This window comes from Pseudonocardia sp. CA-142604 (assembly GCF_050948475.1).
Classification (GTDB): domain Bacteria; phylum Actinomycetota; class Actinomycetes; order Mycobacteriales; family Pseudonocardiaceae; genus Pseudonocardia; species Pseudonocardia alaniniphila.
This window is the reverse complement of record NZ_CP192045.1, coordinates 2531078-2545521: the sequence shown is the minus strand read 5'-3', so window position 1 is coordinate 2545521 and position 14444 is coordinate 2531078. Positions and strand designations below refer to the sequence as shown.

Here is a 14444-nt window from a genome sequence, read left to right as displayed (position 1 = left end):
CTGCACGAACACGCGCAGTGGTCCGCAGGTTCTGTCGGTCAGTGCCGCTAGCGTCCGCCGCCGTGCCCGGTTCCGCCTCCCCGCAGCTGTCCTTCGACGAACTCGGCACCCCACTACGCGAGGTCACTTTCGTCGTTCTCGACCTGGAGACCACCGGCGGCTCGGCGAACACCGACGCGATCACCGAGATCGGTGCGGTGAAGGTGCGCGGCGGCGAGCACGTCGGCGAGCTCGCCACGCTCGTCGATCCCGGCACCGGCGTGCCACCGGCCATCGTCGCGCTCACCGGCATCACCACCGCGATGATCTCCGGGGCTCCCCGGCTGCCCGCAGTCCTGCCCACGGTGCTCGAGTTCCTCCGCGGTTCCGTGCTCGTGGCCCACAACGCGCCCTTCGACGCCGGGTTCCTGCGCGCCGCGTGCGAGCGGCACGGCCTGGTGTGGCCACGCCCACCTGTGCTCTGCACCGCGCGCCTGGCCCGTGCCGTCCTCTCGTCCGACGAGGCGCCGAGCGTACGGCTCGGCGCTCTGGCCCAGCTGTTCGGCACCACCACGAAGCCCACGCACCGCGCCCTTGCCGACGCCCGCGCCACCGTCGAGGTGCTGCACCGGCTGCTGGAACGGGTGGGCAACCTGGGCGTGCAGAGCCTGGAGGAGCTCCTCGGGCTGGCACGGGAGTCGGCGCCGCACCGCCCCACGCAGGCGCAGCGGAAGAAGCGGGGGCTGGCGGCCGGAGTGCCTGCGGCGCCGGGGGTGTACCTGTTCCGCGGTCCCCGCGACGAGGTGCTCTACGTCGGCACCAGCGGCGACCTGCAACGGCGGGTGCGCAGCTACTTCACCTCGGGTGAGCGTCGCCGTCGCGTGCGCGACATGGTGGCGCTCGCCGAGCGGGTCGACACCGTCGTCTGCGCGCATGCCCTGGAGGCGGCGGTGCGGGAGCTGCGGCTGATCGCGGCCCATCAGCCGCGCTACAACCGCCGCTCCCGCCGTCCTCATCGCGGGTGGTGGGTCACACCTACCGCCGAGGCGTTTCCGCGGCTCTCGGTGGTCACCACGCCCCGCGACGGGGCCATGGGCCCGTTCGGCTCCCGGCAGGCGGCTGCCGCCGCGCTCGACTCGGTGCTCGACGTGGTGCCCCTGCGGCCGTGCACGCAGCGCATACCGGCGCGTGGGGCGTCCGCGTCGCCCTGTGCCCTGCACGAGCTCGGCAGGTGCGCTGCGCCGTGCGCAGGGCTGCAGACGCCCGAGGAGTACGCCCCGGCCGTCCAGGCGCTCCACGAGCTCATCGACGGCCGGGACGACACGGCGCTCCGCACGATGGCCACGCAGGTCGACGAGCTCGCCGGGCGGGAGCGGTTCGAGGCGGCCGCCCGTGTGCGGGATCGGCTGGCCGGCCTGATCGTGGGTCTGGAACGCGCACAGCGCCTGGCCACACTCGCCGCGCTGCCCGAGGTGGTCGGCGCGCGGCCCGACGGCCGTGGCGGCTGGGAGATCGCGGTGCTCCGGTTCGGCAGGCTGGCCGCCGCGGGCGTGGCCCGCCGGGGCGTCGCCCCCATGCCCGTGATCGACGCGCTGCGGCTCGGCGCCCAGATCGTGCTCGCGGAGCCCGGTCCGCTGCGCGGTGCGCCCGCCGAGGAGGTGCGCCTGCTGCACCGCTGGCTCACCACGGGCGGCACCCGGCTCGTCCACGCCGAACCGCCCTGGGCCGAACCAGCGCACGGCGCGGCCCGCTGGAGTGACTGGGCGGAGCGAGCGCGGCCGGTCGAGATCGCGGTGGACTAAGGTCACCGTCAGCCGACCTACCCGAGGAGCCGTCGTGATCACCGCGATCGTCCTGGTGCACACCGCCGCCGACCGGATCCCGGAGACCGCGCAGGCCATCGCCGATCTCGACGGCGTCACGGAGGTCTACTCCTGCGCAGGCGAGGTCGACCTGATCGCCGTGGTCAAGGTCGCCGAGCACGACGAGCTCGCCGACGTGATCGCCGGGCGGCTCAGCAAGATCGAGGGCGTGCGGCGCACCGACACCCACATCGCCTTCCGCTCGTACTCACGCGCCGACACCGAGGCCACCTTCTCGGTCGGCCTCGACTAGCTCGGGGCCGGCGGGGCCGGCGCCGTCAGGCTCGCAGCGACGTCGAGAACTCGGCCCAGCGCTGCAGCAGGCGTTCGGCGGCTCCCGAATCGATCGCCTCCGCCACGCGCTCCAGCGCCGAGGGGAACGCCTCGGCCAGCCGGGCGGGCGGCCCGTCGAAGGCGACGACGGCGGCTGCCGCGTTCAGCAGCACCGCGGAACGCACCGGTCCGGGCTCGCCCGCGACGAGCGCACGGAACACGCCGGCGTTGACCTCCGCGGAGCCGCCGCGTAGGTCCTCCCGGGTGGCGGGGGCGATGCCGAAGGCCTGCGCGTCGAGGGTCTCGGTGCGCACCTCCCCACCGGACGCGATCCACACCGTGCTGGTGGTCGTGGTGGTCAGCTCGTCGAGCCCGTCGTCGCCGCGCACCACGAGCGCGCACGCCCCACGCCCGGCGAACACCTCCGCGAGCACCGGGGCGAGCCGGGGGTCGGCACACCCGACGAGCGCGGCGAGCGGCTGGGCCGGGTTCGTCAGCGGGCCGAGCACGTTCATCGCGGTGGGCACGCCCAGCTCGCGGCGCGGACCGGCGGTGTGCCGGAAGCTCGGGTGGAACACCGGCGCGAAGCAGAACCCGATCCCGACCTCGGCCACGCAGGCGGCGACACCGTCGGGTGGCAGGTCGACGGCCACGCCGAGCGCCTCGAGCACGTCGGCAGCGCCGCTCGCGGACGACGCCGCGCGGTTGCCGTGCTTGACGACCGGCACTCCCGCCGCTGCGACGACGACGGCGGCCATGGAGGAGATGTTCACCGTGTGCGCCTGGTCGCCCCCGGTGCCGACCACGTCGACGGCAGGTCCCGGGACGACGACGCGCCGGGCGTGCCGCAGCATCGTCTCGGCCAGCCCGGAGATCTCCGCAGCGGTCTCGCCCTTGGCCCGCAGGGCCACGAGGAACCCGGCGAGCTGCGCGGGTGTGGCCTCGCCCGAGAGGACCCGGTCCATCACCCACGCCGTGTCACCCGCCCCGAGGTGCTCGCCGCGGAGCAGCCTGCCGAGGATGCCGGACCAGGTGAGGGGGGTGTCGTCAGCCACGGATCGCAGTGTCTAGTGCGGTGGACCGGCGCAGCACGTCGGCCACCGTCTCGGCGGCGGTGAGGGGGTCGAGCGGGTGAACCAGCACGGCGTCGGCCTGCGACCACGTGGCGAGCCACCGGTCGTCGTTCCTGCGCAGCGTGACGATGATCGGCGGGCAGTCGTCGATCTCGTTCTTTAGCTGGCGCGAGAGCCCCATGCCCCCGGTCGGCTGCGCCTCGCCGTCGAGGATGGCGAGGTCGATGTCGCCCGCGTCGGCCGCGGCAAGCACCTGGGCGATGCCTTCGGCCTCGACGAACCGCACCCTGCCGAGGTCGGGCGCGGGGCGCCGACCGACGGCCGTGATGACGGATTCGCGGACCTCAGGGCGGTGGCTGAACACCAGCACGGTCAGGGTCGGGCGCGCGACGGGGCTGCTCACGCTGGGAAACTGTAGTGCCGCGCTCCGGAACATCTGGCAGGTGCCGCCCGTTCAGCCACCAAACCGTGACTGACGCCGCGGGTAGCCCGACAAGCTGTAGAAGTTGGTCCGGGGTAATAATGCCCGGGTGACGACAGCGGCTCCTAGCATCAGCGCGCGCATCCACTCGCTGAACCGCCCCAACCTGGTCAGCGTTGGCACCATCGTCTGGTTGTCCAGCGAGCTGATGTTCTTCGCCGGGCTGTTCGCGATCTACTTCACCGCCCGGGCCCAGAACCCGCCCGGGCTGTCGTGGCCGCCTCCGCCCACGCACCTGGACGTGCCGTACGCCCTCGTGGTGACAATCGTCCTGGTGTCGTCGTCGTTCACATGCCAGTTCGGGGTGTTCGCCGCGGAGCGGGGCGACGTGTTCGGGCTGCGCCGCTGGTACCTGCTGACGCTGATCATGGGGGCGATCTTCCTCGGTGGTCAGGCCTACGAGTACTGGAACCTCGTGCACGAGGGCACCACGATCTCCTCGGACGCCTACGGCACGGTCTTCTACCTGACCACCGGCTTCCACGGGCTGCACGTCACCGGCGGGCTCATCGCCTTCATCTTCCTGATCATCCGCACCAAGCTCAGCAAGTTCACTCCGCAGCAGGCCACCGCAGCGATCGTCGTGTCGTACTACTGGCACTTCGTCGACGTGGTGTGGATCGGCCTGTTCGCCGTCATCTACTTCATCCGCTGACCGACGAGGGCTGGACGACGCAGACGTGACCACCACACCTTCCTCGAAGCGCCTCCGAGGCCCGCGCAGCCGCTTCCGCCGCCGCATCGCAGGCGTGCTCGCGCTGGGTATCGGCCTGCTGGTCGTCGGCGGCCTCTACACCACCTTCTCGCCGCAGCCCCAGGTCGCGGTCGCCCAGCCGAACGACGCCGCGCTGATCGCGCAGGGCCAGGAGCTCTACAACTCCCACTGCATCACCTGCCACGGATCCAACCTGCAGGGCGTGCAGGACCGCGGACCCAGCCTCATCGGCGTCGGCGACGCGGCCGCCTACTTCCAGGTGTCGACCGGGCGCATGCCGCTGGCCCGCCAGGAGGCGCAGGCGGAGCGCAAGCCCCCGCTGGAGGAGTTCGACCCGAACACGCCCGAGGGCGCGGCGAACCTCAACGCGCTGGGCGCCTTCGTCGAGTCCCACGGTGGCGGCCCCACGCGGCCGGCGGATTCGGGTGCCGCGCTGCGTGGCCCCGACACCGCGCGCGGCGGTGAGCTGTTCCGGCTCAACTGCGCCTCGTGCCACAACTTCACGGGCCGCGGTGGCGCACTGACCTCGGGTAAATACGCCCCGACGCTCGACCCGGCCACCGAGACCGACATCTACACGGCGATGCTCAGCGGGCCGCAGAACATGCCGAAGTTCTCCGACCGGCAGCTCTCGCCCGAGGAGAAGAAGGACATCATCGGCTACATCAAGTCGGTCACCGAGGGCCACAACAACCCCGGCGGCGACCCGCTGGGCGGCATCGGGCCGGTTTCTGAAGGTTTGATCGCGTTCATCGTCGGCCTGGCCGCGATGATCGGATTCGCACTGTGGCTGGGAGCCAAGTCATGACCACCTCGCGGCAGGATCCGCCGACGTCGGGCACGGAGCACCCACACCGACGCACCCCCACCACCACCGAGGTGGAGGAGATGAGCCTCGAGCAGCGCGCCCGCCTGGCTGCCGAGCTCGACGACGTCGAGATCGTCCACAACCAGCCGAAGTTCCCGATCCCGGGCACGCGCGCCGAGAAGCGGGCCGAACGCTCCGTCGCCATGTGGTTCGCGATCTCCGCGGTCGCCGGCGCAGCGTTCTTCGCGGCCTTCATCTGGTGGCCCTACGAGTACAAGGCGCCCGGCGACCCCGGCTACTCGCTCTACACGCTCTACACGCCGGTCGTCGGTGCCACCTTCGGTATCGCGGTGCTGGCGCTGGGCATCGCCGTCATCGCGTACGTGAAGAAGTTCTTCCCCGACGAGGTGTCGGTGCAGCAGCGCCACGACGGTCCATCCGACGACGTGGCGCGCCTGACCGTGCTGGCCCAGCTCACCAAGGCCGGCCAGGACACGGGCATCGCGAGGCGCAAGCTGATCATCCGGGCGGCGGGTGCCGCGGCCGGCCTCTTCGGCCTCGGGCTCACCGTCGCGGCGATCGGCCCGCTGGTCCGCAACCCGTGGAAGCAAGGCCCCAACTCCCCGCTGTGGGTGACCGGGTGGAAGTCGGTGCACGGCGAGACGGTCTACCTGCGCCGGGACACGGGTGACCCCGAGGAGATCTCGCTGGTGCGTCCGGAGGACCAGGCCGCCGGCTCGATGGAGACGGTCTTCCCGTTCCGCGAGGAGGAGCGGGGCCACCCCGAGGCGCTTCAGGCCGCCCTGCGCGCCCCCGACACCCCCACGATGCTGATCCGGTTCCGTCCCGGCACCCAGGTCACGCAGGGCGAGGGCACGGAGAACTACCACTACGGCGACTACTACGCCTACTCGAAGATCTGCACGCACCTGGGCTGCCCGGCATCGCTGTACGAGGCGCAGACGCAGCGGATCCTCTGCCCCTGCCACCAGTCGCAGTTCCTCGCGACGGACCATGCCCGGCCGATTTTCGGTCCCGCGACACGCGCGCTGCCCCAACTTCCGATTACCGTGAACGACGAGGGTTACCTCGTCGCCACGGGTGACTTCAACGAGCCAGTCGGTCCGGCGTTCTGGGAGCTGAGATCATGAGCGCGATCACCACGCCCACCAGTTCCGCTGGAGGGCTGCAAGCGAAGGGCGCCGAGGCCCTCGACGAGTTGGACCAGCGCTTCCACCCGGCAGCGGGAATGCGGAAGCAGTTCAACAAGGTCTTCCCGACCCACTGGTCGTTCATGCTCGGTGAGGTCGCCCTCTACAGCTTCATCGTCCTGCTGCTCTCGGGCACCTACCTCGCGCTGTTCTTCGACCCGTCGATGACCGAGGTCACCTACAACGGCGTGTTCGACAACCTGCGCGGCGTGCACATGAGCCGCGCGTACGAGAGCGCGCTCGACATCTCGTTCCAGGTGCGCGGCGGCCTGTTCGTCCGGCAGGTGCACCACTGGGCGGCCCTGCTGTTCATGGCCGCGATGGTCGCCCACATGTGCCGCACGTTCTTCACCGGCGCGTTCCGCAAGCCGCGTGAGACGAACTGGATCATCGGCGTCCTGCTGCTGTTCCTCGGCTTCATGGAGGGCTTCAGCGGCTACTCGCTCCCCGACGACCTGCTCTCGGGCACGGGGCTGCGGATCGCGTCCGGGTTCATCCTGGCGGTGCCGGTGATCGGCACCTGGACGCAGTTCGCGCTGTTCGGTGGTGAATTCCCGGGTATCGAGATCATCCCGCGGCTCTACATCGTCCACGTGCTGCTGATCCCCGGAATCCTGCTCGCGCTGATCGCGGTGCACGTCGGCCTGGTCTGGTACCAGAAGCACACCCAGTTCCCCGGCCCCGGCCGCACCGAGAAGAACGTGGTGGGCGTCCGGATCCTCCCGGCGTTCGCGGCGAAGGGCGGCGCGTTCTTCGCCGTCACCGTCGGTGTCCTCGGGATCATGGGCGGCGTGTTCCAGATCAACCCGATCTGGAACTTCGGCCCGTACAACCCCTCGCACATCTCCGCCGGTTCCCAACCGGACTGGTACGTGCTGTTCACGGAGGGGATGCTGCGGATCTTCCCGCCGTGGAACATCGCCATCGGCGACTACACGATCCCGCCGGCGTTCTGGGCCAGTCCCGCGTTCCTTCCGGTGCTCTACGTGCTCGCCGGCGCCTACCCGGCGATCGAGCGCCACTTCACGAAGGACAACGCGCTGCACAACCTGTTGCAGCGGCCCCGGGACGTGCCCGTGCGCACCTCGCTCGGCGCCATGGCGATCGCGTTCTACACGCTGCTGGTCCTCTGCGGCAGCAACGACCTGATCGCGTACTTCTTCGACATCTCGCTCAACGCCACCACGTGGGCAGGCCGGATCGGCGTCCTGGTCGTTCCGCCGATCGTCTACTACGTGACGTACCGGATCTGCATCGGTCTGCAGCGCTCCGACCGGGCGGTGCTCGAGCACGGCATCGAGACCGGCATCATCAAGCGGCTCCCGCACGGTGAGTTCATCGAGGTGCACCAGCCGCTCGCCGGTGTGGACAGCCACGGTCACCCCATCCCGCTGGAGTACCAGGGGGCTCCGGTCCCGAAGCGGATGAACCAGCTGGGCATGGGTGGCTCACCGCGTCCGGGCTCGTTGCTCACTCCCGACCCGGTCGAGGAGACCGCGGCGCTGGAGCAGGCTCGGGCGGACGGGGCCGCTGCCGAGGCGGCCGAGGCCGCGCAGCGCAACGGCAGCAACGGCCACGGCGCGAGCCAGGCCCGCAGCGAGGAGCGCAAGGCCCTGACGGGCTCGCCCGACTCGGGGCGGCACGCGTCCGACTGAGACAGCTGGGCGCCGCCGAGCGCACTGCACCGACCAGGAGAGGGCCCCGCCGGAACATCGGCGGGGCCCTCTCCTCGTTCCGAAGCTCTGCACGATCGGCCGCGGGAGAACCGGACCTGCCGCACGGTGACCTACCGGGCCGCCGGCCGAGCTGCTGAACGAGCGGCTCGACGGAGTTGTGCGCTGGATGCAGCTGGAGGCACCGGAGCGGGTCAACGAGCCGCTGCTCGACTTCCTGTCCGATTCCTGAGCCGGGGCGTCATATCGAGCCACGCTCCGCTTACCGTCAGCACGGCGAGGAACAGCAGCAGGTAGGTATCGGGCTGCAGTGAGATCAGCCCGGTGCTCGGGATCGGCCCGACACCGGGCCCGGGCAGGGCCGTGACCATGGCGAACGTGCAGGCGAGCACACCGAGCAGCAACGCGACGGCAGCCCGGTGTCCCGCCATCGCACGGTGGGCGAGCAGCACCACCAGCGGCACGACCCACACCCAGTGGTGCGACCAGGCGAACGGCGCCAGCGCTGCCGAGGCGAGCCCGCACAGCGTCAGCGCGAGCACCTCCTCGCCTGCCCGGTGCGCCCGCACCGCCACCCACACCGTCAGGGCACCGAGCGCCAGCGCGCCGACGAGCCAGGGCAGCATCGAGTGGCTGCCGAGCCGCGCGAGCAGGCCGTTCACTGAATGGTTCGCTGCGCTGGCGACGCCCGAGATCCGATCGGCGTCGGCGAACGTGCCGTCGAACCAGTAGGTGGCGGAGTTGGCGGGCGCGACCAGGAAGCCGATCCCGGCGGCCGCGGCGAACGCCCCGGCAGCGTTGGCCGCGGCCCGTCTCCGGCCGGTGAACAGCAGGTACGCGACGAAGACCAGCGGCGTCAGCTTGACCGCCGCGGCGACGCCGACAGCCACCCCGCGCCACCGGCTGTCGCGGCGCCCGAGCAGGTCGGCCACCACCACAGCGAGGAGAACGATGTTGATCTGACCGAGGTAGAGCGTGGTGCGCACAGGGTCCAGGCAGGTCGCGAGCGCCGTGAGCAGCAGCGTCGCCCGAAGTGCCGAACCGGCGGGCACGCCGACGCTGCGAGCGCACCGGTGCACGACGAAGCCCAGCAGGCCCAGACCCGCGCCCGTCCAGACGACCTTGAGCACGCCGAGCGGCAGCAGCGCCAGCGGCGCGAACACCACGGCCGCGAACGGCGGATAGACGAACGGCAGGTCCAGGAGCACGCCGCCGGCATAGAGCGGCTCGCCGTGCAGTACGTGCTCCCCGCCCGCCCGGTACACCTGCAGGTCGATCATGAGCAGATGCGCTGCAGGCCACAGCGCGAGCACGACGGCCTGCCCGACGAGCGCCACCCCGACCCCGGCCACACCCCACCGCAACAGCAGACGCCGCCTGCGCACAGCCGGGTCGGGTGTCAGCGTCGTCCCCATCGGCCCCCCGGTGATCGTCCTCACCGAGGCTAGCGAGAGCGTGCCGAGGTACTGCGGCGGGCACACCGCCGGGTGAGTCATGCTCGCTGTACCGCACGTGGCACCGCGAGCCACCCGAGGAGACGGAGAGCGGATGAAGGTCGACGCGATGTTGCAGGGCACGGGGCTGGCAGATCTCGCCGAGGAGGCGCGGAAGCGCGAGGACGGCGGCTACGACGGGCTGTGGAGCTTCGAAGGCCCGCACGATCCGTTCCTCCCACTGGTGCCGGTCGCCGAACACACGTCCCGGCTCGCGGTGGGCACGGCGATCGCCGTGGCCTTCGCCCGCAACCCGATGAGCACCGCGTACGTCGCGCACGACCTCCAGGTGCACTCACAGGGCCGGTTCCTCCTCGGGCTGGGCAGCCAGGTGCGGCCTCACATCGAGCGCCGTTTCGCGATGACGTGGAGCCACCCGGCGCCGCGGATGCGGGAGTTCGTGCAGGCCATGCGGGCCATCTGGGCAGCCTGGAACGACGGGGAGCGCCTGAACTTCCGCGGCGACTTCTACTCCCACACGCTCATGACCCCGTTCTTCTCCCCCGCCCCGAGCCCCTGGGGGCCGCCCAAGGTCTACATCGCGGCGGTCGGGGAGCACATGACGCGCGCCGCGGGCGAGGTCTGCGATGGCGTGCTGCCACACGGCTTCACGACCGAGCGCTACATGCGGGAGGTCACCATGCCGATCCTGCAGGAGGGCCTCACCGCGTCCGGGCGCGCGCTCGCCGACTTCTCGATCAGCTTCTCCGGCCTCGTCGTGAGCGGGCGCAACGAGGAGGAGATCGCGGCGGCCACGCGAGGGGTGAAGGAGCAGATCGCGTTCTACGGCAGCACCCCCTCCTACCGGAAGGTGCTCGACCTGCACGGGTGGGGCGAGCTGGGCGTCGAGCTCAACCGGCTCTCGCGGGGCACCGACGACGCCCGCTGGCGGCAGATGGGCGAGCTCATCGACGACGACGTGCTGAACGCCTTCGCGGTGGTCGCCGAGCCGGATCAGCTCGGGCCCGCGATTCTGGAGCGGTTCGGCGACATCGTCGACCGGTTCACCTTCTACGCGCCGTACCAGCACGCCGACGACCTGTTCGTCCCGGCGATCGAGAAGCTGCGCGCGGCGGGCTGATCAATCGCTAGCGTGATTCCGGCGCAGGAACAGGCACGACGTCCAGGCCCGTGATCCCGACGAAGTCGGCTGGGTTGCAGGTGTGGACGGGTAGGTCATTGGCGATCGCCACCGCCGCGATCAATGCATCGTATGCGCGTGCCTGGGGCTTCCGACCGGCTGACCGGAGGGAGGAGGCGACCCGGCCGAAGACGCGGGCGGCCCGGGCATCGAACGGAAGCGGCTCGAAGTCGGCCTCGGCCTGCTGGAGGACGGACTGGCGAGCAGCCCGCTCATCGTCAGTTGCGGCCACCAAAGGGCCGACAGAGAGTTCGGCCAGGGTGATCGTCGAGATCAGTGGCTCTTCAGGCAGGCCCCGCTCGCTGCGCAGGAGCGGGAGCGCAATCACTGTGCTGGTGTCCAACAAACCACGTCCGTCACCCGCTGTCACAGTGTCGGATCCAGTACCGCATCGACGTCCGCACGGAACGCAGCCCTGTCGACAACCGGGATGCCTCGCCAGCGGGCGAGCAGTGACGTCGCGCTGAGCCGAGGTCGCGGCAGCGGGCGCAGCTCGCCTACCGGAACCCCGTCCCGGGTGACGACGACGGTCTCCCCCCGCTCCACGCGGTGCAGGACATCGCCCCCGTGGTTGCGCAACTCCCGGATAGTCACCTCGTCCACCACACGACTGTATCACCGGTGATACACGCAGGACGGCCCGCTCACAACGACCAGATCACGATCGGGCCTGATTTGTGCCTCGACGCTGGAAATGGGGAATGAAACCGGGACCATCCGATCTCTCACCTCCCGCGGAAGGGACGCGCCATGCTCGCGATCATCGCCGCAGTCCTGTTCGGTCTCGCCCTCATCTTCGAGCTCGCCGGCATCTCGCTCGACATCGTCACCGGCCAGGTGCTGGTGACAGCCGGCTTGCTGTGCGTCGCGCTGCACCTCGCCGGGGTGGGCGCGCGCACGAGCTGGCGCGCTCGCCGCTGACTCAGCCCCGCGGTGCGGGCGCACCGACCGTATGAGCGGCACTCTCGTCCGGAGCCATCGGATGAGGGTGCCGCTCGTACGGTGCGCTGCCCGAGCCCGATAACCCGGTTGCCCCGTGCCCACTCTGCGAACAAGCTGCCGCTGTGGGGGCACGGGGGGCGCCGCTCGGCGGCGGGTTCGCGCGGTTGTGGACGGCGAACGCGGTCTCGAACGTCGGGGACGGGGTGGCGCTCGCGGCCGGCCCGCTGCTACTCGCATCGCTGACCGATGATCCGGCGCTGGTGGCCGGCGCGATCTTCGTCCAGCAACTCCCGTGGCTGCTGTTCGCGCTGCCTGCCGGTGTCGTCGTGGACCGGCTGGACCGCCGCAGACTGGTGGTCCTGGTCAACGTCGTGCGCGCCGTCGTCATCGGCGCGCTCGCGGCGGCCGTCGGGACCGGCGTGGTCACCGTGGCGCTCGTGTACGCCGCGCTCTTCGTGATCGGCTCGATGGAGACGCTGGCCGACAGCGCGAGCACGGCCCTGCTGCCCGCCGTCGTGGCGCCCGAGCAGCTGCCACGCGCCAACGCCCGCCTGATGGCCACGCAGCTCGTCGGCAACCACCTACTCGCCCCGCCGCTCGGTGCCGCGTTGTTCGTGGTGGCCGCCGCGGTGCCGTTCGGCCTCAACGCGGCCACCTTCTTGGTCGCGGCCCTGCTGATCACCACATTGCGGAGGCACATGCCCGCGCGCGAGACGCCGGCGACCTCCGCCCGGCCGATGCTGCGCGACATCGCCACCGGCCTGCGGGCCCTCTTCGGTCACCCGGTGCTGCGGCTGCTCGCCCTCTGCCTGTGCCTGATGAACGTGACGCTCACCGGCGCCTTCTCGATCCTCGTGCTCTACGCCCGCGAGCGGCTGGGACTCGACGAGATCGGCTTCGGGCTGCTGCTCGCGGCGAGCGCGGTCGGGGGCCTCGCCGGTTCGCTGGTCGCCGCCCGGCTCCTGGAGCGGTTCGGCGCCTCGCTCCTGCTGCGGGTGGGGCTCGTGATCGAGACCTCCACGCACCTGTCGCTCGCGCTGGCCCGTGCCCCCTGGGTGGCGGTCACGACGATGGCCGTGTTCGGTGCGCACGCGAGCCTCTGGAATGTGATCACCCTGTCGTGGCGCCAGCGTGTGGTGCCCGACGCGCTACGCGGGCGCGTCAACAGCGTGTACTTCCTCTTCGCCGTCGGCGGATCCGCCCTCGGGGCACTGGCCGGTGGGCTCGCCGCCCGCGGCTTGGGGGTCACCGCGCCCTTCTGGATCGCGTTCGCAGGCATGGCCGCGCTGACGGTCGCGGTGTGGCGGCTGTTCAGCGCGGCCCGGCTCGACGAACAGCACCAGGCTCCGCTCGTGGTGACCTGAGCGGGCTCAGGCGCCGTCGCGCCAGCTGTGCCTCGGCTCGAACCCGAGCACCCTGCGGGCCTTGTCGATGGACAGCATCGTCTCGTGGTCGCCCAGCGCCCGGGTGACGGAGACGCCGGGGTAGACCTCGGCGGCGAGGTCGGCGCTGTGGCGTGACATCACCGTGTCGGCGTTGGCGATCACGAAGACGTCCACGCCGGTGGCCTGGTGCTCCAGTGCCAGCCGCACCGCCTGCGCCCCGTCACGGCCGTCGATGTAGCCCCACAGGTTCCACCGCCGGAGCGCGGGATCGGCGTCGAATCCGGGGAACCTGGCGTAGTCGCCAGGGTCCATCACGTTGGAGAACCGCAGTCCGATCATCTTCAGGTCCGGCACCCACCGGGTGAAATGCCGGGCCATCTCCTCTTCGAGACTCTTGACCAACGAGTAGGTGCTCTCCGGCCGCACCGGGTACTCCTCGTCCACCGGGATGTAGGGCGGCGGCGTGTCGAACGGCAGCCCGAGCACGGTCTCGCTGGACGCCCAGACGATGTTGCGGATCCCCGCCGTGCGCGCCGCAGCGAACACGTTGTAGGTGGCGGTGATGTTGTTGGCGAAGGTGGTGGCGTTGGTGACGAGCCCCGGTGCCGGGATCGCCGCGAGGTGCACCACCGCGTCCACCCCGTCGTGCCGGCTGTCGACGCCGGTCAGCGCCTCCAGAACCTGTCCGTGGTCGGTGAGGTCCACCCGCACGGCGGCCGCTGCGGGCGAGCCGGGATCGGGCACGCGATCGAGGGCGACCACGCGATAGCCGTGGTCCTGCAGGTCACGCACCACGTGCCGGCCCAGCTTGCCGCTGCTTCCGGTGACGGCGACGGTCGTCATGAGGCTTCCTCCGAAGTCGGGGGGCGAACGCCGGGAGGAGGAGCGATGAACATTCCCGGCGGCTACTCGCAACTGTTACCACCTATTCGAGGCCCATCGCGCAGGGCGCATGGAGATCACCGGAACACCGCGCTAGAGTCGTCCCCATGCGTACCGCCGTCATCCTCGACACGGCCGTACGTTTGCGCGTCGGCTGAGCCAGGCCGCCGGCGCGCCGTCTCTCCCCTTTCCTTTCCGAGGCCTGGCTCGGGTCCCCGTACCCCAAACGGAACCCCTGGAGCTACACAATGACCGTTATCGGCCATTCCCCCCGCACGGCCTGGGCACCCCGCCTGCAGCGCCGTCTCGAGATCGTCACCACCGGCGGCATGGACGGCGTGCTGCGCATCGGCGCGGCGCTTCGCGCGTGCGGCTTCCCCGTCCGTGACTTCACGGTCGAGGTCCGCGACGGCGTCCCCTACAGCTCGGTCACCTGCACCGTCTCGGTCACCAGCGACGAGTCGGCCACCTTCGAGAAGCGGATGGGAGACGTCCCGGCGGTCGTGTCGGTGGCGCCCTGCTGACC

The 14444-nt window shown here is 71.0% G+C and carries 16 protein-coding genes; 10 read left to right on the top strand and 6 right to left on the bottom strand.

The window, feature by feature from the left end:
* Nucleotides 1-62: 62 nt before the first annotated feature.
* Nucleotides 63-1781, top strand: a complete 1719-nt coding sequence (locus tag ACQPZQ_RS11630; protein WP_433294917.1) for a DEDD exonuclease domain-containing protein — start codon at nucleotides 63-65, stop codon at nucleotides 1779-1781.
* A gap of 34 nt (nucleotides 1782-1815) precedes the next feature.
* Nucleotides 1816-2094 (top strand): Lrp/AsnC family transcriptional regulator, encoded by a 279-nt coding sequence (locus ACQPZQ_RS11625; protein WP_433294916.1) that lies wholly within the window; start codon nucleotides 1816-1818, stop codon nucleotides 2092-2094.
* 25 nt (nucleotides 2095-2119) lie between these two features.
* Here the strand turns inward: ACQPZQ_RS11625 and trpD are convergent, their stop codons facing one another.
* Entirely contained in the window at nucleotides 2120-3169 is a 1050-nt protein-coding gene (gene trpD, locus ACQPZQ_RS11620; protein ID WP_433294914.1) for an anthranilate phosphoribosyltransferase, read from the bottom strand.
* A complete protein-coding gene (locus tag ACQPZQ_RS11615) occupies nucleotides 3162-3590 on the bottom strand; it encodes a hypothetical protein (protein WP_241039471.1) in 429 nt (142 codons plus the stop codon). Before ACQPZQ_RS11615 ends, trpD begins: the two co-directional genes overlap by 8 nt.
* Before the next feature lie 127 nt (nucleotides 3591-3717).
* On the opposite strand from ACQPZQ_RS11615, the gene ctaE reads away from it, so the two are divergent.
* The 4 genes from ctaE to qcrB are packed head-to-tail and all read left to right on the top strand — an operon-like array spanning nucleotide 3718 to nucleotide 8057.
* Nucleotides 3718-4323, top strand: a complete 606-nt coding sequence (gene ctaE / locus ACQPZQ_RS11610) for an aa3-type cytochrome oxidase subunit III (RefSeq protein ID WP_344724317.1) — start codon at nucleotides 3718-3720, stop codon at nucleotides 4321-4323.
* A 25-nt stretch (nucleotides 4324-4348) separates the two neighbouring features.
* Nucleotides 4349-5191 (top strand): cytochrome bc1 complex diheme cytochrome c subunit, encoded by an 843-nt coding sequence (gene qcrC, locus ACQPZQ_RS11605; protein WP_433294912.1) that lies wholly within the window; start codon nucleotides 4349-4351, stop codon nucleotides 5189-5191.
* Nucleotides 5188-6342 (top strand): cytochrome bc1 complex Rieske iron-sulfur subunit, encoded by a 1155-nt coding sequence (qcrA, locus tag ACQPZQ_RS11600; protein ID WP_433294910.1) that lies wholly within the window; start codon nucleotides 5188-5190, stop codon nucleotides 6340-6342. Before qcrC ends, qcrA begins: the two co-directional genes overlap by 4 nt.
* Nucleotides 6339-8057: a cytochrome bc1 complex cytochrome b subunit gene (gene qcrB / locus ACQPZQ_RS11595; RefSeq protein ID WP_433294908.1), complete on the top strand. Its 1719-nt coding sequence runs from the start codon at nucleotides 6339-6341 to the stop codon at nucleotides 8055-8057. The genes qcrA and qcrB overlap by 4 nt, the downstream gene beginning before the upstream one ends.
* 212 nt (nucleotides 8058-8269) lie before the next feature.
* On the opposite strand, the gene ACQPZQ_RS11590 is transcribed toward qcrB, so the two are convergent.
* Nucleotides 8270-9490: a glycosyltransferase 87 family protein gene (locus ACQPZQ_RS11590; RefSeq protein ID WP_433294906.1), complete on the bottom strand. Its 1221-nt coding sequence runs from the start codon at nucleotides 9488-9490 to the stop codon at nucleotides 8270-8272.
* Nucleotides 9491-9623: 133 nt separating this feature from the next.
* On the opposite strand from ACQPZQ_RS11590, the gene ACQPZQ_RS11585 reads away from it, so the two are divergent.
* Nucleotides 9624-10649, top strand: a complete 1026-nt coding sequence (locus ACQPZQ_RS11585; RefSeq protein ID WP_433294904.1) for an LLM class F420-dependent oxidoreductase — start codon at nucleotides 9624-9626, stop codon at nucleotides 10647-10649.
* 7 nt (nucleotides 10650-10656) lie between these two features.
* Here ACQPZQ_RS11585 and ACQPZQ_RS11580 read toward each other — a convergent pair whose 3' ends face one another.
* Complete coding sequence (locus ACQPZQ_RS11580) at nucleotides 10657-11052, bottom strand: type II toxin-antitoxin system VapC family toxin (RefSeq protein ID WP_433294902.1); 396 nt, start codon at nucleotides 11050-11052, stop codon at nucleotides 10657-10659.
* A 23-nt stretch (nucleotides 11053-11075) separates the two neighbouring features.
* Complete coding sequence (locus ACQPZQ_RS11575; RefSeq protein ID WP_433294901.1) at nucleotides 11076-11312, bottom strand: type II toxin-antitoxin system Phd/YefM family antitoxin; 237 nt, start codon at nucleotides 11310-11312, stop codon at nucleotides 11076-11078.
* A 147-nt stretch (nucleotides 11313-11459) separates the two neighbouring features.
* Between ACQPZQ_RS11575 and ACQPZQ_RS11570 the strand changes: the two genes are divergently transcribed.
* Together ACQPZQ_RS11570 and ACQPZQ_RS11565 are read left to right on the top strand one after the other, a co-directional pair.
* Nucleotides 11460-11630, top strand: a complete 171-nt coding sequence (locus tag ACQPZQ_RS11570) for a hypothetical protein (protein ID WP_433294899.1) — start codon at nucleotides 11460-11462, stop codon at nucleotides 11628-11630.
* 143 nt (nucleotides 11631-11773) lie between these two features.
* On the top strand, nucleotides 11774-13015 hold the full coding sequence (locus tag ACQPZQ_RS11565) for an MFS transporter (RefSeq protein ID WP_433294897.1): 1242 nt from the start codon (nucleotides 11774-11776) through the stop codon (nucleotides 13013-13015).
* A 6-nt stretch (nucleotides 13016-13021) separates the two neighbouring features.
* On the opposite strand, the gene ACQPZQ_RS11560 is transcribed toward ACQPZQ_RS11565, so the two are convergent.
* Nucleotides 13022-13879, bottom strand: a complete 858-nt coding sequence (locus ACQPZQ_RS11560; protein ID WP_433294895.1) for an NAD-dependent epimerase/dehydratase family protein — start codon at nucleotides 13877-13879, stop codon at nucleotides 13022-13024.
* 287 nt (nucleotides 13880-14166) lie between these two features.
* Here ACQPZQ_RS11560 and ACQPZQ_RS11555 point away from each other — a divergent pair, with 287 nt between their 5' ends.
* Nucleotides 14167-14442: a hypothetical protein gene (locus ACQPZQ_RS11555; protein WP_433294893.1), complete on the top strand. Its 276-nt coding sequence runs from the start codon at nucleotides 14167-14169 to the stop codon at nucleotides 14440-14442.
* Nucleotides 14443-14444 lie beyond the last annotated feature (2 nt).

Excerpts from the sequence above, each read along its gene's own strand:
- qcrA (WP_433294910.1), top strand. The coding sequence starts at position 5,188 with ATGACCACCTCGCGGCAGGATCCGCCGACGTCGGGCACGGAGCACCCA.
- qcrB (WP_433294908.1), top strand. The coding sequence starts at position 6,339 with ATGAGCGCGATCACCACGCCCACCAGTTCCGCTGGAGGGCTGCAAGCG.
- ACQPZQ_RS11590 (WP_433294906.1), bottom strand. The coding sequence starts at position 9,490 with ATGGGGACGACGCTGACACCCGACCCGGCTGTGCGCAGGCGGCGTCTG.
- ACQPZQ_RS11585 (WP_433294904.1), top strand. The coding sequence starts at position 9,624 with ATGAAGGTCGACGCGATGTTGCAGGGCACGGGGCTGGCAGATCTCGCC.
- ACQPZQ_RS11570 (WP_433294899.1), top strand. The coding sequence starts at position 11,460 with ATGCTCGCGATCATCGCCGCAGTCCTGTTCGGTCTCGCCCTCATCTTC.
- ACQPZQ_RS11560 (WP_433294895.1), bottom strand. The coding sequence starts at position 13,879 with ATGACGACCGTCGCCGTCACCGGAAGCAGCGGCAAGCTGGGCCGGCAC.
- ACQPZQ_RS11555 (WP_433294893.1), top strand. The coding sequence starts at position 14,167 with ATGACCGTTATCGGCCATTCCCCCCGCACGGCCTGGGCACCCCGCCTG.